The following is a 19576-nucleotide window of genomic DNA, read 5'->3' on the forward strand; positions in this document are numbered from 1 at the left end:
TCACTGCACCTTGGGTACGACCCTCGTGACGGGACCGTCGGGCGACTTGCCCACTCGCGCCAGCCAGCCCTCGACCTCGCGGCGCACCGCGTTGAGGGTCGGGCGGTTGCGCGGCTGCGGGTCGAGCGAGGCGATGAGCAGCCGCGCGTGGACACTCTGCCTCGGCAGCTGGCTCGGCGGCTCCGCTCGCGCCGCCGCCATGAGCGCCGCCATCGGCGTCTCTCGCGTGCCCCTCGGTGGGTAGCCGGACAGCGCGTAGCTGACCGTCGCCGCGAGCTGCCACGCGTCCGACGCCGGGCTCGCGGGCGAGCCCGCCGCCGTCTCGGGCGCCGTGTAGTCGGGCGTGCCGATCATCATCCCGGTCGCCGTGAGCTTCGAGTCGCCCTTGCTGCGCGCGATCCCGAAGTCGATCAGGTGCGGCAGGCCCTCCGGGTCCACGATCACGTTCGACGGTTTCATGTCGCGGTGCAGCACGCCCTTGTCGTGCGCGGCCGACAGCGCGCCCGCCAGCGTCGCCCACAGCCTGCCCGCGGCGACGTCGTCGAGCGATCCGCCGGAGTCCACGGTCTCGGCGAGCGACTGGCCGTGCAGGTACTCCATCACGAGCGCAAGCCCGTCCGGCTCCTCGACCAGGTCGTACACCCGCACGCAGTTCGGGTGGTTGAGCATCGCGAGCGCCCGCGCCTCGCGCTGCATGCGCTCCTCGGTGTCCCGGTCCGGCGCGTGGGCGATCTTCAGCGCCACCGTGCGGCCGAGCTGGGTGTCCTGCGCCTCCCACACGGTGCCGAAGCCACCGTGGCCCAGCCGACGGATCCGCTTGAACCGGCCGCTGCCGGAATCCGCGGTACCGGGCATCGGGCCGGGCACGGCGGCGAGCGCGCCCGCGGCCTCCGGCGACGGCGCGACCGACGTCGGCGGGTACTGCTTCGGCGGGGGTGGCGGCACCTCCGAGGGCGGCGGCGGCACGTACGGCGGCGGCTGACGCGGGGGCTCCGGCCTCGGCTTCGGCTCGGGCGGCCGGTCGGAGTTCTGGATCACCGACCAGCTCGGCGGACCGACCAGCGCCACCGGGATCACGCCGAGGACCGTGACGGGCAGAAAGCCGAGCCACAGGTGCACGGCCGTGTTCGCCTCCACACCGACGCTCAGCAGCACGAACGCGACGAACGAGCCCCAGATGAGCCGACCGGGCCATTTCGGGCCCCGGCGCAGCGCGACACGGCCGAGCAGCATGATCGCCAGCAGCGCCAGGATCGGCAGCCCGACCAGGCCGCCGAGGTAGTAGCCGTAGGCCAGCACGCTGTCGGACGGGTAGAAGAGCGTCTCGTAGATGTTCTGGCCGCCGCCGAGGTACTCGCTCTGCACGCCGACGAAGCAGTACTCCCTGGCGAGCGAGCCGGCCTCACCCGTGGTGAGCCCACCGGTGCCGCCCGCGAACACGTCCCGGTAGACGCTCGACACGCCCGTCGCCAGCAACAACGGCAGCAGCAGCACGAACACCACGCTGATCCCGGCGATCGCGATCAGCGCGGGACCGCTGTAGCGGTTGCCGGTGAACTTGCGCACCAGCGCCACGAGCATCGCGCCCGCCACCGGCGACAGCGCGATCAGCGCGCCCGCCATGCTCGTCGCCCACACCCAGTCCCCCGGGCAGAAACCCGGTTGGAAGAGGCTGTGCGCGAGCGAAAGCAACGCGCTAGCGATCGATTCCACCCTCGCTCCTCGGCCGGTCGGCTTTGTTCGCACCAGAGTATGTCGAGTGCTCCCCTTCCAGGACGCAGGTGGTGCGCGCTGGGTTCGCTGCGTGCGCCGATCGCACGGACGTTCTACGGTTTCAAGGCACGGACTCGACGACGAGGAGACACTCACGATGGGCGCGTATGCCGACACCTACCAGCGCAGCCTCGACGACCCCGAGGGCTTCTGGCTGGACGCCGCACGAGCCATCACGTGGACCCGCGAGCCGACCCGCGCACTGAACTCCTCGAACGCACCGCTGTACCGCTGGTTCCCCGACGGCGAGCTGAACACCGCCTACAACGCGCTCGACCGGCACGTCGAGCGGGGCCGCGGCGAGCAAGCAGCGCTGATCTGGGACTCCCCGGTCACCGGTTCCCAGCGCACCTACAGCTACACGGAGCTGCGCGACGAGGTGGCGAAGTTCGCCGGCGCGCTCACCTCGTTGGGCGTGGCCAAGGGTGACCGCGTGATCATCTACATGCCGATGGTGCCCGAGGCCGTGATCGCGATGCTCGGCTGCGCGCGCATCGGCGCCATCCACTCCGTCGTCTTCGGCGGGTTCGCTCCGAAGGAGCTGGCCGCCCGCATCGAGGACGCGCAGCCGAAGGCGATCGTGGCCGCCTCCTGCGGGATCGAGCCGAACAGGGTCGTCGAGTACAAGCCGATCATCGAGGCCGCGCTGGCCGCCACCGAGCACCAGCCGGACCGGGTCGTGGTGCTGCAGCGCGACGCCGCGCGCGCCGAGCTGGGCGAGCGCGACGCCGACTGGACCGAGCTGATGGCCACCGCGTCGCCCGTGGACCCGGTTCCGGTCGCGGCGACCGATCCGCTGTACATCCTCTACACGTCCGGCACCACGGGTAAGCCGAAGGGCGTCGTGCGCGACACGGGCGGACACGCCGTGGCTCTCGCGTGGTCGATGGGCGCCGTCTACGACATCCAGGCGGGCGACGTGTGGTGGACCGCCTCCGACGTCGGCTGGGTCGTCGGCCACTCCTACATCGTGTACGCGCCGCTGCTGATCGGCGCCACGACGGTGCTCTACGAGGGCAAGCCCGTCGGCACCCCGGACGCGGGCGCGTTCTGGCGGGTCATCTCCGAGCACGGGGCGAAGGCATTGTTCACGGCGCCAACGGCGCTGCGCGCGGTGAAGCGGGTCGACCCGGAGGGCAAGGAGACCGCGGCCCACGACCTCACTCGGTTCGGCACTCTGTTCATGGCCGGAGAGCGGCTGGACCCGGAGACCTACCACTGGGCACATGACAAGCTCGGCGTTCCGGTGGTCGACCACTGGTGGCAGACCGAGACCGGCTGGCCGATAGCGGCCAACCTGCGCGGGCTCGAGCCGATGCCCGTCAAGCCCGGCTCGGCGACGATGCCGGTGCCGGGCTGGGACGTGCGGATCCTCGGCCAGTCCGGCGAGGAGCTGCCCGCCGGGCAGGAGGGAGCGATCGCGATCAGGCTGCCGCTACCGCCTGGCGCGCTGCCCACGCTGTGGGGCGACGACGAGCGGTACAAGGAGGCGTACCTGTCGCGGTACGAGGGCTACTACCTCACCGGCGACTCCGGATACCGCGACGAGGACGGCTACCTCTTCGTCATGGGCCGCACCGACGACGTGATCAACGTGGCGGGACACCGGCTGTCGACGGGATCGATGGAGGCCGTGCTCGCGGCGCACCCGGCGGTCGCCGAATGCGCGGTGATCGGCGTGAAGGACGCGCTGAAGGGCCAGCTGCCGCGTGGCTTCGTGGTGCTCAAGGCGGGGGTGGACATCCCGGAGGAGAAGCTACGGGACGAGCTGGTGGCGGCGGTGCGCGCCGACATCGGCCCGGTGGCGGCGTTCCGGGACGTCTCGGTGGTCGAGGCGCTGCCGAAGACCCGCTCCGGCAAGATCCTCCGCAAGACGATGCGGGGCATCGCCGACGGCCGCGACGAGCCCGTGCCCTCGACGATCGAGGACCCGAACGTGCTCACCGCGCTGCGCTCCATCCTGCGGCCGGAGTGAGCTTCCCTCACGTGGGCGAAATGCGGTTCGTTCGTCGAAGGCGATAGCACGGACAGGTGCGGGTTCTGAGACCGGCCGAGGGCAAATGAGCGCGCACCCGACGGCGTGCTGGTCCTGACGCCAGGGCCGGAAAGCGTCCGCCGAACGGCGGATGTCTGAACCAGTATTGGTCTATACCTTTGACCGCACCTGCTCCTTCCCCATCGGAGGTGCTCCGTGCGTCAACGCAGGACAATCCTCGGCCTGCTCGCCACGGCCGTGCTGCTTCTACCAGCGGTTCCGGCCGCGGCCACGCAGGCCGGTCCCGGCCATGGCCCGGAACGCGAGCTCGGCGACGTGATCCCGGTGCCTGCCGAGGTCAAGCCCAATCCGAGGACCAGCTTCACACTCGGTCCGCATACGTCCATCCGCACGCAGGCGGGTTCGGCCGAGGCCAGGAGCGTCGGCCGCCACCTCGCGGACGTGCTGCGCCCGGCGACCGGCTACTCCCTGCCCGTCGTCTCCCCTGGCCGAGGGGGCGGCTCCGCCGTCTCACTGGTGCTCAACAAGCACGAACCCAAGATCGGCGACCAGGGTTACCGCCTCGACGTCGGCAGGTCCGGGGTGACGATCCGGGCCAGGACCGGCGCGGGGTTGTTCGCGGGTGCGCAGACGCTGCGCCAGCTGCTGCCCGCGCAGATCGAGGCCGACCGCACGATCCGGCGCGCCTGGACGGTGCCCGGCGGGACGATCGTCGACAGGCCGCGCTTCGCGTACCGGGGCGCGATGCTCGATCTCGCCAGGCATTTCCACGAGCCCGCCGAGATCAAGTCCTACATCGACGAGCTCGCCCAGTACAAGATCAACCACCTGCACCTGCACCTCACCGACGACCAGGGCTGGCGCATCCAGATCGACAGCTGGCCGAAACTCACCACGGTCGGCGGCGGACCGGGCACCGGCGTTGACGGCGAGGGACCGGGCTTCCTGACCAAGGCCGAGTACACCGATCTCGTGGCCTATGCGGCCTCGCGCTACATCACGATCGTGCCCGAGATCGACATGCCGGGGCACACCAACGCGGCGCAGTCGACCTACGCCGAGCTGAACTGCGACGGGGTCGCCCCGCCGCCGCGCACGGACATCGAGGTCGGGTACTCCTCGCTGTGCATCGGTTCCGAGATCACGTACCGCTTCGTGGAGGACGTGATCCGCGAACTCGCGGCCATGACCCCCGGCCCGTACCTGCACATCGGCGGCGACGAGGCGCACGCGACCACCGACGAGGACTACCGGACGTTCATGAACCGGGTGCTGCCGCTGGTGGAGAAGTACGGCAAGCGGGCGTTCGGCTGGAACGAGGTCGCGCGGGTGGACCCGCCCGCCTCGGTGGTCCCGCAGTACTGGGGCACCACCACGGAGAACGCCGACCTCGCCGACGCCGTCGCGAGGGGCAACAAGGTGATCATGTCGCCCGCCAACAGGTCGTACCTCGACATGAAGTACGACGCGAACACGCCGCTCGGGCTGCAGTGGGCCGGGTTCATCGAGGTGCGCGACGCCTACGGGTGGGACCCCGGCAGCCACGTCGCGGGCGTCGGTGAGAAGTCGGTGCTCGGGGTCGAGGCGCCGCTGTGGTCCGAGACCCTGCGGACCATCGACGACATCGAGTTCATGGCGTTCCCCAGGTTGCCCGCGATCGCGGAGCTCGGCTGGTCGCCACGCGCGAGCCACGACTGGGAGTCGTTCTCGCGGCGGCTCGCCGAGCAGGGCCCGCGGTGGCAGCAGCGGGGCGTGGACTTCTACCGCTCGCCGCAGATCGTCTGGCCGTGACCCAGCGCCAGGGCCGTGCGCCGCGCGGCCCTGGCGTGATCCGGCGCCGGCCCGGCGATGTAGACACCGTCTACCCCGATTTGGTAGACATTGTCCACGAGCTGAACGGAACATGTCGGAGAGTTGAATGGGTTACCAACGCTTCGTCGCGCTCGGTGACAGCTGCACCGAAGGCCTCGACGATCCCTACCCGGGCAGAACCCACTACCGGGGCTGGGCCGACCTGGTCGCCAGCCGGTTCGCCCAGGACGAGCCGGACTTCCGCTACGCCAACCTCGGCGTGCGCGGCAGGCGTCTCGACCAGATCGTCGTCGAGCAGATCCCCACCGCCATCGACCTGCGCCCGGACATCGTGGCCCTGTTCGGCGGCGGCAACGACCTGATGATCTCGCGGTCGTTCAGCTCCGAGGTCGTCGCGCGGCGGGCCAGGGCGGCCGTGCGCCTGCTCACCGACGCCGCTCCCACCGTCGTGGTGTTCACGCTCAGCGACATCTCCTCCCGCATGCCCATCGTGCGCCGGATGCGCCACCGCATCGAGGCGTTCAACGACGCCGTCCGCGCCGCCGCCGACGACTACGGCGCGGTGCTCGTCGATCTGTGGCCCGACGAGGCCGCACATGACCTGCGCTACTTCGGGCCCGACCGGCTGCACCTCGGCGAGCTCGGCCACCGCAGGGTCGCCGCGCACATGCTCGAGAAGCTCGGCGTGCCGTTCGACCTGAGCTGGCTGGCCCCGCTGCCCGGCGACCCCGCCGCGCCGAACCTCCTCGCGCACGCCAGGTGGGTGTGGGGCTCGGTGCTGCCGTCCGCGAGGACGCGCGTGCTCAACTACCTCACTGGCCGCTCCTCCGGCGACGGCTTCGTGCCGAAACGTCCCGAGCTGCTGCCGCTCACCGACGAGCTGGGGACATGGACACGGAACCCGATCCCAGGCAACGCCTGATCGCGAGCGCCACCGCGCTGCTCGCCGAGGAGGGTGTGGAAGCCGTCACCCTCCGCCGGATCGCGCGGGAGGCCGGTGTGTCGCATGGCGCACCGCTGCGGCACTTCACCGGCCGCACCGCGCTGCTCTCCGCCGTCGCGACCACCGGTTTCGCCGAGCTACGCCAGCGCGGCGAGCACATCCCGGACGCCTCGCCGAGGGAGCGGTTGCTCGCGATGTGCCGCTCCTACATCGAGTTCGCACTCGCCAACCCGGCGATGTTCGAGCTGATGTTCCGCCACGACCTCATCGACTCCGCGGAGCCCGAGCTGTCGAGCACCAACAGCGCGGTGTTCGAGGACTTCAGCGCGCTCGTCGGCGAGACCCAGGCCGCGGGCTGGCGCGCCGGCACGGACGCGCGGCTGCTCGCGGCGTCGCTGTGGGCCGCGCTGCACGGACTCGCCGAGCTGTGGCTGTGGGGCGGGCTCGGCGAGACGCTCGGCGCGGGAGAGGTGGACGCCGCGCTGGCCGTCACCCTGGAGACCTACCTCGGCTGAGTCCGGCGACCACCCGGTCCAGCACCTCGCGCCAGTGCTCCCGCTGGCGGAGGCGCTCGTCGCCGTCGGCGAGCCATTCCTGGTGGAACCGCAGCACCGTCCGGCCGCCCGCGTCACTGACGGCGACCTGCACGGTGGTGTCGTGATCCCAGTCGCGCGGTCGCCACGTGAGCCGCACCCGGTCGTTGGCGTGAAAGCTGCGCAGCTCGCCCGTGGTTCCCTCGGCCGTGATGTAGCCGTCGCCCTTCTCCGTGCCGAGCTCGGCACCTGCGCCGAGCCAGGCCGCGATCCCCTCCGGGCTGGTGAGGTACGCCCACACCGTCTCGACCGGATGGGGCACCGTCTTCGACACCCCGATCTGGAACCCCGCGTCCTTGGTCTGACCGACAACCATGATGTCCCCCTTCGTCGTCAGGGGCATTCTGCCGACGACCGCCGACAAAACCGGTCAGCCCGCCTCGCGCTGGATCACCGACCACGCGCTGAGCACGTGCTCGCGTTCCGTCGCGGGGGCGCCGATCGCCATGCGCAGCAACACGTCCCCGTTCGCCTTCGTGTGGCTCAGGTACAGCTCGCCCGAGTCGTTGAGCCGTTCCAGCAGCGCCATCGTCGCCGCGTTGGCGTCGTCCGCGGACAGCCCCGGCCACCGCGGGCGGAAGCAGACGAGCCCGAACGGATGGTCCGCCCGCAGCTCGAACCGGTCGTCGGCGGCGACCAGCCCGGCGAACTCGTCGGCCAGCGCGATGCCCTTGCGAATGTGCTCGCGCAGCCCCCGCGCGCCGTACCAGCGGATCACCGACCACAGCTTGAGCGCGCGGAAACGCCGCCCCAGCGGGATCTGCCAGTCCCGGTAGTCGATCACCTCGCCCGACGCGCTCGCGGCGTTGCGCAGGTACTCGGGCAGGATCGACAGCGCCTCGATCATCGGCGCGCGGTCGGCCAGCCAGAGCACGGAGCAGTCGAAGTTGGTCAGCAGCCACTTGTGCGGGTTGGTCACGTAGGAGTCCGCGTACTCGGCGACGCCGTCGTTGATCCAGCGCAGCTCAGGGCAGATCGCCGACACCCCGGCGTAGGCGGCGTCAACGTGCAGCCACACCCCGTGCGCCCGGCACACCTCGCCGATGCGGCGCACCGGGTCGATCGCCGTGGTGGACGTGGTGCCGATCGTCGCGCACACCAGCGCGGGCACGGCGCCACCGGCGAGGTCGGCGGCGATCAGCTCGTCCAGGTGGGCCGGGTCCATGGCGAGCGTGTGCTCGTCGACGTTCACCGCGCGCACGTTCTCCGCGCCGAGCCCGGCGATGCGGCCCGCCTTCTCCAGCGACGAATGGGTTTGCGACGACACGTACACGGTGCGCCGGCGCCCCTCGCCACCCGCGCGCCGCAGCGCGGCCAGCAGGGCGACGAGGCTCGCGCTCGACGCGGTGTCCTGGATGACGCCGCCGCCCGCGGAGCCGGTGCGGAACCGCTCAGGGAGCGCGAGCAGCTCGGCGAGCCAGTCGACCACGAGCGACTCCAGCTCCGTGCAGGCCGGGCTCGTCGCCCACACCATCCCCTGCACGCCGAGCCCCGACGACAGCAGGTCGCCGAGGATCGCGGGACCGCTGGCGTTGGCCGGGAAGTAGGCGAAGAAGCTCGGGTGCTGCCAGTGCGTGACGCCGGGCAGGACCGCGCGGTCCAGGTCGGCGAGCACGTGCTCGAACGGCTCGCCCTCCTCGGGCGGGTGCGCGGGCAGCGCGGAGCGGACGTCACCGGGCTTGGCCTGCGAGCGCACGGGCCTCGACTCGATCGACGCCAGGTAGTCGGCGACCCAGTCGACCACCCGCTTGCCGTGTTCGCGGAACTCCTCGGGAGTCATGTGCCCGGCCATGTCTGGAGGCTAGCCGCAGTGAAGGCCACCTTGCTGCGTTGATCGGACACAGCGGCGCAGAGCGCCTCGGTTTGAGTGGTGGCGGGAGACGGGCGGACGCAGTGAGGGTGGCCTTCACTGCGGCCGCCCGGGCTCACCTGACGCCGTCGGCCCACCCGCTGGTCAGTAGGATGGCCCGCATGTCACAGCCCGTAGCCAAGGTCTCCTTGACCGGCATCAAGCCGACCGGCGAGCCCCATCTGGGCAACCTGATCGGTGCGATCCGCCCGGCGCTGCAGCTGGCTGAGCAGTACGACTCGGTCTACTTCATCGCCGACTACCACGCGCTCACGACGGTGCGCGATCCCGAGCTGCTCCGGCACTACTCGCGCTCGGTCGCCGCGACCTGGGTGGCCGCGGGCCTCGACCCCAAGCGGACGACGTTCTACGTCCAGTCCGACGTCCCCGAGATCTACGAGCTCAACTGGGTGCTCTCCTGCGTGACCGGCAAGGGCCTGATGAACAGGGCCCACGCATACAAGGCCGCGCGCGACCGCAACGTCGAGGCGGGCGAGGAGCCCGACGCCGGCGTGAACATGGGCCTGTACAACTACCCCATCCTCATGGCGGTGGACATCCTGATCATGGAGTCCGACGTGGTGCCGGTGGGCAAGGACCAGGTGCAGCACGTCGAGTACGCCGCCGACATCGCGGGCAGCTTCAACCACCTGTACGGCAAGTCGTACTCGTTCAAGGTGCCGAAGGCGATCATCCCCGACGCCGGCACAGGGCACACGCTGCCCGGTCTCGACGGCCGCAAGATGAGCAAGTCCTACGACAACACGATCCCGCTGTTCCTGCCGGAGAACAAGCTCAAGAAGCTGGTGCGGCGCATCCCAACGGACAGCACGCCGGTGGAGGACCCGAAGGACCCCGACAGCTCGTCGGTGTTCCAGATCCTGGAGCAGTTCGCTCCGCCATCGGCCGCCGACGTCGTCGCCGACACGCGCAAGCGTCTCGAGGCGGGCGGCATGGGCTGGGGCGAGCTGAAGAACGTGCTGTTCGAGGTGCTCAACACCGAGCTCGGCCCGCTGCGCGAGCGCTACGACGCGCTGATGGAGCCGGGCAGCGAGCTCGACACCATGCTCGCCGAGGGCGCGGAGAAGGCCCGCGAACGGGCGGGCCGAGTGCTCGGCTCGGTACGCAAGGCCATCGGCGTCGGCAAGTGATCCCGGCGTGACGTGCGGCCACTGAGCCCCGGCGAGCCCGCGCACGTCGGCCGGTACCGTCTGCTGGCCTCGCTCGGCGCCGGTGGGATGGGCCGGGTGCTGCTCGCGGTCGCGCCGGACGGGCGCCTCGCGGCCGTCAAGCAGATCCACCCCGGGTTCGCGCACGACAAGGACTTCCGGCACCGGTTCGCGCGTGAGGTGGAGGCGTCACGGCTCGTCTCGGGCGCCTACACGGCCGCGGTCATGGACGCCGATCCCACGGCACACGCCCCGTGGCTCGCGTCGGTCTACGTCGCGGGGCCGTCGCTGCGCGAGGCGGTCGACGCCGCGGGACCGCTGCCGCCTGTCTCGCTGCGGTACCTCGCCGCAGGGCTGGCTTCGGCGCTCGCCGACATCCACCGCGCCGGTCTGGTGCACCGGGATCTCAAGCCCAGCAACGTACTGCTCACCGCCGACGGTCCGCGCGTGATCGACTTCGGCATCGCGCGGGCGGTCGAGGGCGACTCCGAGCTGACGCGCAGCGGCTCGGTGATCGGCTCGCCCGGCTTCATGTCCCCCGAGCAGGCGGAGGGCGGCCCGCTCACGCCGGCGAGCGACGTGTTCTCGCTGGGCGCGCTGCTGGTCATGGCGGCGACCGGACAGAGCCCCTTCGCGGGAACGTCGGCGCCGCAGACGCTCTACAACGTCGTGCACACCGAGCCGGACCTGACCGCCGTGCCGGCGGAGGTGCGCGCTCTGGTGGAGCCGTGCCTTGCCAAGGACCCCGCCGACCGGCCGACACCGGCGCAGCTGCTCGACCGGCTCGGCCCCGTGGCGCCGAGCGCCCAGCCGTGGCCGTCCCCGGTGCACGAGCTGATCCGGGCGCAGGAGGCGGAGGCGAGGGCAGCCCTGGTCGAGCCATCGGCACGACGACGGTCTCCGGTGCTCGCCGTGCTCGCCGCCGTGGTGCTCGTGGTCGGTGGAGTGCTCGCCGGAACGCTGCTCGACGTCACGAAGTCCTCGCCCGGCACCGCGGTACCAGTCGCACAGGGCGCCCCGAGCCCCACGAGCACCGGACCACCCGCCCCGCTCAGTGCGGCGGGACTTCGGTCCGTCGACCCGTGCCGAGTCCTCGGCGGCGACCTCACGCCGAAGATCGACGTGCACTTCTTCAGCTGCACCTACGAGGCGCCCGACGGGCGGTGGCTGGATCTGCAGCTCGGCGACCGCGTTCCCACCGAGGCCGTGGTCACCGACGAGATCGCCCGGCTGCCCGCGAGCGTCGGACCTGCCGGTGGAGAGGGCCGGTGCACGGCGATCGCGCTGATCCCCGGCCAGGAGACGCACGGCATCAGCGTCACCACGTCACCGGGCGTCGGCGACACGATCGACCCGGACCCTTGCGGCACCGCACGGGCGACCCTCACCGAGGCGATCGGCGCGCTGCGCGAGGGCGGAGCCGGCTGGCAGGACGCGAGAGGCACGCTCGCCACCGTCGATCCCTGCGCGCTGACCGACGACGCCGAGCTGGGCGACCTGTTCGGCGTGGTCGTCGGAACGGAGCCGGACGGCCTGCACGAGTGCCGGTGGGACGTCGGCGGCACCGTCGAGGTCACCCTCGAGCGAGCCGTCTCCCCCGGCAGAGGCGGGCAGGACGAGTCACCGGTGGAACTCGGCGAGCGCACGGTGTACCAGCAGGAGTTCCCCGACGCGGGTAGCCCGGCGTGCGGGGTGAGCTGGGCACACGTGCGCGTCGAGGAGGGCTTCACGGAGGTGGTCCGCGTGCTCTACCGCGCGACGGCGAGCGGCGCCGACGTGGCCGATGTGTGCGGGCAGACCCGGCGGCTCGCGGAACGGATCATGCCGAGGTTGCCGCAACCGTGAGACCGCTGCGACCGGACGAGGCCGGGCCGATCGGGCGGTACCGGCCGATCGCCGCCGTCGGCGAGGGGGGCATGGGCAGGGTGCTGCTGGCCGTCGCCCCGGACGGGCGCCTCGCAGCCGTGAAACAGGTGCACCCGGAGTTCGCGCACGACCCCGGATTCCGCGACCGGTTCGCACACGAGGTGGACGTCTCCCGCCGCGTGTCCGGGGCCTACACCGCCGCCGTCATGGACGCCGACCCCTCGGCCGAGGCGCCCTGGCTCGCCTCGGTCTACGTCGCCGGACCGTCACTGCGGGAGGCGGTCGACGCCGCGGGACCGCTGCCCGTCGACTCGCTGAAGTACCTGGCCGCCGGGCTCGCCGCGGCGCTCGCCGACATCCACCGCGCCGGACTGATCCACCGGGATCTCAAGCCCAGCAACGTGCTGCTCACCTCCGACGGCCCCCGGGTGATCGACTTCGGCATCGCGCGGGCCGTGGAGGGCTCCGACCTCACCAGCACGGGCGCGGTGATCGGCTCCCCCTCGTTCATGTCGCCGGAGCAGGCCGAGAGCGCGCACCTGACCCCGGCGAGCGACGTGTTCTCCCTCGGTGCCCTGCTCGTCATGGCCGCCACGGGGCGGAGCCCGTTCACGGGCGAGACAGCGCCGCAGACGCTCTACAACGTCGTGCACGCGGACCCGGATCTTTCCGCCGTGCCACCCGAGATCCGATCGCTCGCCGAGGCGTGTCTCGCCAAGGACCCGGCGCGGCGCCCGGCGCCGGAGCAGATCCTCGACTTCCTCGGCCCGGTCAGCCCCGCCGCCTCGCCGTGGCCGTTCGCCGTGGGCCAGCTGATCGCACGGCAGGAGTCCGAGGTGAGGGCGGTGCTGTCGTGGCCGGCTCCGCTGCCGCCGTTGCCCCCGCCCGCACCGCGGCGCCGCCGCCTGGCCTGGGCCGCCGCGGCACTCGGTGCGGCGGCCGTGGTCGGCGTGGGTGTGGTCGTCGCCGTGAACATCGGCGGTGACGAGCAGGAGCCCGTCACACCGCGGGCGACGCGGCTGCCGGTGGAGCAGGCGTTGAGCGTGGACCGGCTGCGCGGCACCGACCCGTGCGCGTTGCTCGACGGCGCGCAGGTGCGGGGCGAGGGCACGCTGACCGCCGAAGAGAACCCGATCCACCTCAACCGCTGCGCGTACGAGACGTCGGAGGGTGACACGGTCAAGCTGGTCATCGGCGAGCCGGTGCAGGCGGCGGGCGCCGAGAGGGGCGCCGGCATCGCGGGACTCCCAGTGTTGCTGACCGATCTCACGGGCGGCTGCGAGGCCACCATCCAGCTGCCGGGCGAGCCGGGACTCGGGCTCCGCACCGAGGACTCGGATCCCTCGGGCGATGCCTGCGGGCGCACGCGAGCCGTGCTGGCGACGGCGGTACAGCAGCTGCGGGATCGCGCCGGCGCATGGGATCTTCCCGGCCACAGCGCCATCACCCTCGACCCATGCTCCCTTGTGGACGATACGGCGGCGCGCGAGGTGCTCGGCACCGTGACGGGCACCTCGCTCACCCGCCTCCACGAATGTGAGTGGACGGCGGGCGGCTCACTGACCCTGACCGTCAGCCCGGGAGCGCCGCGGGCCCCTCCCGACGAGGGCTACCGGCCCGTCGATCTCGCCGGGGTGCGCGCCTACGTCTACGAGGTCAGCCCGGAATCGTGTTCGCTCACGTGGACTCACCGCAGGCTCGACACCGACCGCACCGAGGATGTGCGCATCGCCTACCACGCGAACGTCGCGGGCCAGGTGTGCGCGAAGACGCAGGCCTTCGCGGAGGCCGCGATCGAGGGGCTGAGCGACTCCTGACGGGTCAGCGGAGCGCGGGCAGGCCGGCCGCGAGAGCCGCGATCCCGCGCTTCAACGTGGGCGTGAACGGCAGGCACGCGGCGGCGAGGTCCGGGTTCTGTGCGTAGACCTCGACGAGCACCGGGGGCGGGTTGGCGGCCGGGTAGAGCATGCTCGCGAGGACGGTGGCCAGCCCGACGACCTCGACGCCCTCCTGCTCGGTCAGCTCCAACCGTGCCGCCACGACCGAGCCCAGTGCGGCGACGACGCCCAGCACGCCGCGCTTGAACTCGGCGACGGCCGGCACGGACGCGTTGTGCTCCAGGGTGGTGGACGTGTGGCCGAGGAGGTCGCAGAACAGTGGGCGGTCGGCGAGCGTCTCGGCGAGGGTGTCGATGACGTCGGCGCCGTCGCGCAGCCGCCGGGTGACCTCGTCGGTCCACTCGCGCCAGCATTCGATCGCGAGTTCGAGGTAGATCTCCTCGCGCGTGCCGAAGTAGCGGACGACGTTGGACTTCGCGAGCCCGACCGCCGCGGCCACGCTGCCGAGGCTCACGTTGCGCACCCCGGACTCGGTGGCCAGTTCTCGGGCCGCCGCGAGGATGGCGTCGCGCCGCTGTTGCTTGTGCTCCGGCCTCCTGGCCCGCACGAACGTCGACTCAGCCATATCCGGTCCAGTATAGGTCCCGACTTAACAGAACACCGTACTCTTGTTAACGAAACACTGTTCTGTTAATTTGGCCCTACCGGACCTAACAAAGGGGATCGACGTGGTCGAGGTGCGCTTGCGCGTGAACGGGGCGGACGAACCGCTCGACATCCAGCCACAGGTCAGCCTGCTCGACGCTCTGCGCGAGCACCTCGGCCTCACCGGCACCAAGAAGGGCTGCGACCAGGGCGCCTGCGGCGCCTGCACGGTGCTCGCCGACGGCGAGCGGATCAACTCCTGCCTCGCGCTGGCCGTGCAGTACGAGGGCAGGGAGATCACCACCATCGAAGGGCTCGACCATCCGCTACAGGGTGCCTTCGTGCGGCACGACGGCTTTCAGTGCGGGTACTGCACGTCCGGCCAGATCTGCTCGGCCGTCGGGATGCTCGCCGAGCACAAGGACGGCATGCCGAGCGCCGTCACCGAGCAGGCGTCCGGAGGGGAACTGTCGGCGGCGGAGATCCGGGAGCGGATGAGCGGGAACGTGTGCCGCTGCGGCGCCTACAACGGCATCGTGGAGGCCATCCAGGAGGTCGCGCGATGAGGACCTTCTCCTACGTCAGCGCGCCCGACGTCGGGACCGCGCTGCGGGCCGTCGCGGGCGAGCCGAACGCGAAGTTCCTTGGCGGCGGGACGAACCTCGTCGACCTGATGCGCGAGAACATCGAGCGGCCCGACGTGGTCGTGGACATCAGCAGGCTGCCGCTCACGGAGGTCGAGGAGCTGCCCGGCGGCGGCGTGCGGATCGGCGCGCTCGTGCGCAACAGCGCGCTCGCCGCCCATCCGCTGATCCGCACGCGCTATCCCGTGCTGTCGCAGGCGATCCTGTGCGGGGCCTCGGCGCAGCTGCGGAACATGGCGACCGTCGGGGGCAACCTGCTGCAACGCACCCGCTGTCTCTACTTCTACGACGGCGCGTCGGCCTGCAACAAACGCGAGCCCGGCAGCGGCTGCGCCGCGATCGGCGGCTTCACCCGCAACCACGGCGTGCTCGGCGTCAGCGAGCACTGCATCGCCACCCACCCGTCGGACCTGTGCGTGGCGCTGGCGGCGCTCGACGCGGAGGTCGAGGTGGAGAGCACGCGCGGCACCCGGCGCCTCCCGCTGAGCGAGTTCCACCGGCTGCCCGGCTCGACGCCGCATGTGGAGACCGCTCTCGCGCCGGACGAGCTGATCACGGCCGTCGAACTCCCGGCACCGGTCACGGAGCGGTCGCGCTACCGCAAGGTGCGCGACCGCGCGTCGTACGCGTTCGCGCTGGTCTCCGTGGCCGCCGCGCTGGACGTCGGCGACGGCACGGTGACCGCGGTGCGGCTGGCGCTCGGCGGCGTCGCACCCAAGCCGTGGCGGGCGGTCGAGGCGGAGCGCGTGCTGCTCGGCGCACCCGCGACCGAGAAGGCCTTCCGCACGGCCGCCGAGGCCGAGCTCGCCGCCGCGACCGGCCAGGACGGCAACACCTTCAAGATCGAGCTCGCGCGGCGCACGATCGTGGCGACCCTGCGCGACCTGCTCAGCGATGGGAGCGCGGCGTGACCCAGACCCTGCCGAGAACACACGAGCCGAGTGTCGGCAAGCCGGTCGACCGCGTCGACGGCACCGCCAAGACCACCGGCGCGGCCCGATTCGCCGCCGAGTACCCCTACCCCGGGCTCGCGCACGCGGCGCTCGTGCACGCCACGGTCAGCCGCGGCCGGATCACCGCGATCGACACCACCGAGGCGGCCGCGATCCCCGGCGTGATCACCGTGCTCACGCACCACAACGCACCGGCGCTGAAACCACCGCGCAGGTTCAACCCGCTGGACCTCAGCACGATGGCGTCCGGCACGTCGGTCAGCTACCTCAACACCGACGAGGTGCACTGGGACGGGCAACCGGTGGCGGTCGTCGTAGCGGAAACGCTCACGGCGGCACGCGAGGCCGCGGCACTCGTCGAGGTCTCCTACACCACCTTCGCGTCCACAGTGGACTTCAAAGCCGAGGAGCCGAACGCCGAACCGCAGAAGGGCAACCTGCTGATGTCGGGGTCGGCGAAGAAGGGCGACGCCGAGGCCGCGTTGGCCAAGGCGCCCGTCAGGATCGAGGCGCGGTTCACCACGCCGCCGCACCACCACAACGCGATCGAGCCGCACGCGACGACGGCGGTGTGGGACGGCGACCGGCTGACCGTCCACGATGGAACGCAGAGCATCGACTGGCTGCGCTCGCACCTCGCGCTGCGGTTCGACGTCCCGGTGGAGGGTGTGCGCGTGCTCGCACCGTTCGTCGGCGGCGGATTCGGCGGTAAGGCCAACATCTGGCCGGGAACCATTCTCACCGTCATGGCCGCACGCGCGACCGGAAGGCCGGTACGGCTGCTGCTGACCAGGGAAGACGTGTACCGCACGGTCGGCGGGCGCACGCCATCGACGCAGCGGGTGGCGCTCGGCGCGCGCACCGACGGCACGCTCACCGCGCTCGTCCACACCAGCGTGACGCGCACCGGGCGCGTCGGCGGCAACCCGGAACAGGTCACCTCGCAGTCGAAGCACCTGTACGACGCCGAGAACATCCTGGTGCGGCAGAACGTGGTGGAGCTGGACCTGATCTCCAACACGGCCATGCGCGCACCCGGCGACTCGATCGGCACGTTCGCGCTGGAGGCTTCGATCGACGAGCTGGCGTACGAGCTGGGCATGGACCCCATCGAGCTGCGGATGCGCAACGAGCCGGAGCGCAACCCGATCGACGGCAGGCGGTTCGCCAACCGGAAGCTGCGCGAGGCGTACCGGCTCGGAGCCGAACGGTTCGGCTGGGCCGACCGGACCCCGGAGCCGGGTTCGATGCGCGACGGCCGCTGGCTCGTCGGCATGGGCGTGGCCACGGCGTTTCACCCCGCGTGGCAGTTCCTGGCCAACGTCACGGTGCGGCTCTCGGTCGACGGCAGCGTGCTGGTGCGCTGCGGGTTCCAGGAGATGGGCATGGGGGGCGCGACAGCGCAGGCGCAGATCGCCGCCGACGCGCTCGGCGTGCCGGTGGAGTCGGTGCGCGTGGAGTACGGCGACTCCTCGCTGCCGTTGAGCCCCGCCGCCGGCGGGTCGATGCAGACGGCGAGCGTGGCGAGCAGCGTGCTGACGGCGTGCGAGAAGCTGCGGAGGAAGCTGGCAAGGCTGGGGCGGCCGGGTGACGATCCCGCCGCCGCGCTGGCCCGCGCGGGCGTGCCGTCGCTGGAGGTCTCCGTCGGCTCGGACACCCGCATCGGCAGGCTCACCGGACAGGTGCGGTTCCTTTCGAAGCTGATCCGGGACCAGCGGCGCTGGATGAAGGCCGCGAGCGGGGCGCAGTTCTGCGAGGTCCGCGTCGACCCCGACACCGGCGAGACGCGGGTGTCGCGATGGACCGCGGCCTTCGACGTCGGGCGGGTGATCAACGCGAAGACCGCGGTGAGCCAGCTCCGGGGCGGCATCGTGATGGGGATCGGCATGGCGCTGTCCGAGGAGACGCTCGTCGACCCGCGCACGGGCCGCATCATGAACCCGGGCCTCGGCGAGTACCACGTGCCGGTGCACGCCGACGTCCCGCCGATCGACGTCGCCTACCTCGATGAGCCGGATCCGACGATGCCGCTCGGTCTCATCGGCGTTGGCGAGGTCGGCATCACGGGAGCCGCGGCCGCGATCGCGAACGCCATCCATCACGCCACCGGCAGGCGGATCCGCGAGTTGCCCATCACGCTGGACAAGCTCTTGTGATCCATTCCGCCGGTCAGCCGGCCGGGGCGGTCCAGGTGACCGGAAGCTCGTGGACGCCGTAGATGTTCATGTCGGTCCTGAGCTTCACCTCGCCGGCCGGGACGGCGAGCCGCAGCGTCGGGAAGCGGCGCAGCAGTCCGCCGAAACCGGCGCGCATCTCGATACGGGCCAGCTGCTGGCCGAGGCACTGGTGCACGCCGTGACCGAAGGAGAGGTGGCCGCGCGCCGTGCGGCGGATGTCCAACGTACCGGGGTTCTCGAAGCGCGCGGGGTCGTGGTTGGCGGCCAGCAAGGAGATCACGACGGTCGATCCCTTGCCGATGGTCTCCCCGCAGAGCTCGATGTCCTCCGTGGCGTAGCGGTAGAAGATGTCGGCGACCGACAGGTAGCGCATGAGCTCCTCGACGGCGCCGGGCAAGAGCTCCGGGTTCGCGCGCAGCTCGGCGAGCTGCTCGGGGTGCTCCAGCAGTGCGAAGGTGCCCAGCGACAGCATGTTGGCCGTGGTCTCGTGACCGGCGAGCAGCAGCAGGAACGCGGCCCCGGTCAGCTCCTCGATGGTGAGGTCGTCGTGGCGGGCCAGGTCGGACAGGATGTCCTCGCCGGGCTCGGCGCGCTTGCGGGTGACCAGTTCGGCCAGGTACCCCATCATCGCGCCGTAGGCGGCCATCTTCTCCTCGATCGACTGGTCTCTCACCAGGAACTTCGCGGAGTTGACCTGGAACGTCTCCCGGTCCGCGTAGGGCACACCGAGCAGCTCGCAGATCACCAGCGAGGGCACGGGCAGCGCGAGCTCCTTCACCAGGTCCGCAGGCGGCGCCAGGCGCGCCAGATGGTCCAGCTGCCGCTCGACGATGTCGGCGATGTGCTCTTCCAGCGTCCTCATCCGCTTGACGGTGAAGGCGCCGGTGAGCCTGCGCCGCAGGCGGCTGTGGTCCGGCGGGTCCATCGCGATGAACATGCCCGGGATCTGCGGTGACGGTTCGGTGGCGACGGGCATGTCGGAGGTCCCGTAGGGCACGTGGAGGACGCCGATGTCCAGCCGGGAGCTGAACCGGGTGTCGGCCATGAGCTGCCGGACCGCCTCGTAGCCGGTGACGAGCCAGCCCTCGTGCCCGTCGGGGAAGAGCAGCGGGCTCACCGGGCGCACCGCGCGCAGCCGCGTGAGCTCGCTCGGCGGGGCGAAGGGTCCGGCGTCGCGCTCCGTGGGAAGGCCGTACGGGATGGCGGACGTCTGGCTCATCGGAAGTCCTTTCGTGGCGGGTGTGAAGGCCACGGTCGCCGACCGGGCTGACATGGGGCTGACACGGCTCTGACACGGTCCGGCCGCCCGGCCTGGCAG

General features: G+C 71.5%; 15 protein-coding genes. 10 read left to right on the top strand and 5 right to left on the bottom strand.

Features of this window, described 5'->3' with window-relative positions; translation table 11 throughout:
- On the bottom strand, positions 1-1713 hold the full coding sequence (locus DI005_RS36430; RefSeq protein WP_113645040.1) for a serine/threonine-protein kinase: 1713 nt from the start codon (positions 1711-1713) through the stop codon (positions 1-3).
- Positions 1714-1804: 91 nt separating this feature from the next.
- Between DI005_RS36430 and DI005_RS36435 the strand changes: the two genes are divergently transcribed.
- The 4 genes from DI005_RS36435 to DI005_RS36450 all read left to right on the top strand — a co-directional run bounded on the left by DI005_RS36435 (position 1805) and on the right by DI005_RS36450 (position 7039).
- Positions 1805-3748 (top strand): propionyl-CoA synthetase, encoded by a 1944-nt coding sequence (locus DI005_RS36435; protein WP_304481744.1) that lies wholly within the window; start codon positions 1805-1807, stop codon positions 3746-3748.
- Positions 3749-3964: 216 nt separating this feature from the next.
- Positions 3965-5560, top strand: coding sequence for a beta-N-acetylhexosaminidase (locus tag DI005_RS36440; RefSeq protein WP_199543518.1), 1596 nt, complete (start codon positions 3965-3967; stop codon positions 5558-5560).
- Between the two features lie 127 nt (positions 5561-5687).
- Complete coding sequence (locus DI005_RS36445) at positions 5688-6503, top strand: SGNH/GDSL hydrolase family protein (protein ID WP_112276519.1); 816 nt, start codon at positions 5688-5690, stop codon at positions 6501-6503.
- Positions 6470-7039 carry a TetR/AcrR family transcriptional regulator gene (locus tag DI005_RS36450; protein WP_112276518.1) on the top strand — a complete coding sequence of 190 codons (570 nt, stop codon included), beginning with the start codon at positions 6470-6472 and terminating at the stop codon, positions 7037-7039. The genes DI005_RS36445 and DI005_RS36450 overlap by 34 nt, the downstream gene beginning before the upstream one ends.
- Here the strand turns inward: DI005_RS36450 and DI005_RS36455 are convergent.
- Together DI005_RS36455 and DI005_RS36460 are read right to left on the bottom strand one after the other, a co-directional pair.
- Positions 7014-7433, bottom strand: a complete 420-nt coding sequence (locus DI005_RS36455; RefSeq protein WP_112276517.1) for an SRPBCC domain-containing protein — start codon at positions 7431-7433, stop codon at positions 7014-7016. The genes DI005_RS36450 and DI005_RS36455 overlap by 26 nt on opposite strands.
- Positions 7434-7487: 54 nt before the next feature.
- Entirely contained in the window at positions 7488-8897 is a 1410-nt protein-coding gene (locus DI005_RS36460; RefSeq protein WP_112276553.1) for a pyridoxal-dependent decarboxylase, read from the bottom strand.
- A 191-nt stretch (positions 8898-9088) separates the two neighbouring features.
- On the opposite strand from DI005_RS36460, the gene DI005_RS36465 reads away from it, so the two are divergent.
- Genes DI005_RS36465 through DI005_RS36475 form a run of 3 tightly spaced genes read left to right on the top strand, consistent with a single transcriptional unit; the run spans position 9089 to position 13818 of the window.
- A complete protein-coding gene (locus DI005_RS36465; protein ID WP_113645042.1) occupies positions 9089-10117 on the top strand; it encodes a tryptophan--tRNA ligase in 1029 nt (342 codons plus the stop codon).
- Between the two features lie 12 nt (positions 10118-10129).
- Positions 10130-11980, top strand: a complete 1851-nt coding sequence (locus DI005_RS36470; protein WP_113645043.1) for a serine/threonine-protein kinase — start codon at positions 10130-10132, stop codon at positions 11978-11980.
- Positions 11977-13818: a serine/threonine-protein kinase gene (locus DI005_RS36475; RefSeq protein ID WP_113645044.1), complete on the top strand. Its 1842-nt coding sequence runs from the start codon at positions 11977-11979 to the stop codon at positions 13816-13818. Before DI005_RS36470 ends, DI005_RS36475 begins: the two co-directional genes overlap by 4 nt.
- Before the next feature lie 4 nt (positions 13819-13822).
- On the opposite strand, the gene DI005_RS36480 is transcribed toward DI005_RS36475, so the two are convergent.
- Entirely contained in the window at positions 13823-14464 is a 642-nt protein-coding gene (locus DI005_RS36480; protein WP_112276513.1) for a TetR family transcriptional regulator, read from the bottom strand.
- A gap of 103 nt (positions 14465-14567) precedes the next feature.
- On the opposite strand from DI005_RS36480, the gene DI005_RS36485 reads away from it, so the two are divergent.
- Genes DI005_RS36485 through DI005_RS36495 form a run of 3 tightly spaced genes read left to right on the top strand, consistent with a single transcriptional unit; the run spans position 14568 to position 18237 of the window.
- The gene (locus tag DI005_RS36485; RefSeq protein WP_113645045.1) at positions 14568-15050 is read left to right on the top strand and encodes a 2Fe-2S iron-sulfur cluster-binding protein; all 483 of its coding nucleotides are present in this window, start codon (positions 14568-14570) and stop codon (positions 15048-15050) included.
- The gene (locus DI005_RS36490; protein ID WP_113645046.1) at positions 15047-16039 is read left to right on the top strand and encodes a xanthine dehydrogenase family protein subunit M; all 993 of its coding nucleotides are present in this window, start codon (positions 15047-15049) and stop codon (positions 16037-16039) included. The genes DI005_RS36485 and DI005_RS36490 overlap by 4 nt, the downstream gene beginning before the upstream one ends.
- The gene (locus DI005_RS36495; protein ID WP_113645047.1) at positions 16036-18237 is read left to right on the top strand and encodes a xanthine dehydrogenase family protein molybdopterin-binding subunit; all 2202 of its coding nucleotides are present in this window, start codon (positions 16036-16038) and stop codon (positions 18235-18237) included. Before DI005_RS36490 ends, DI005_RS36495 begins: the two co-directional genes overlap by 4 nt.
- A 13-nt stretch (positions 18238-18250) precedes the next feature.
- Here DI005_RS36495 and DI005_RS36500 read toward each other — a convergent pair whose 3' ends face one another.
- Positions 18251-19477, bottom strand: a complete 1227-nt coding sequence (locus tag DI005_RS36500; RefSeq protein ID WP_113645048.1) for a cytochrome P450 — start codon at positions 19475-19477, stop codon at positions 18251-18253.
- Between the last annotated feature and the right edge of the window lie 99 nt (positions 19478-19576).

This window comes from Prauserella sp. PE36, from assembly GCF_003311655.1.
In the GTDB taxonomy this organism is placed as follows: Bacteria; Actinomycetota; Actinomycetes; order Mycobacteriales; family Pseudonocardiaceae; genus Prauserella_A; species Prauserella_A endophytica.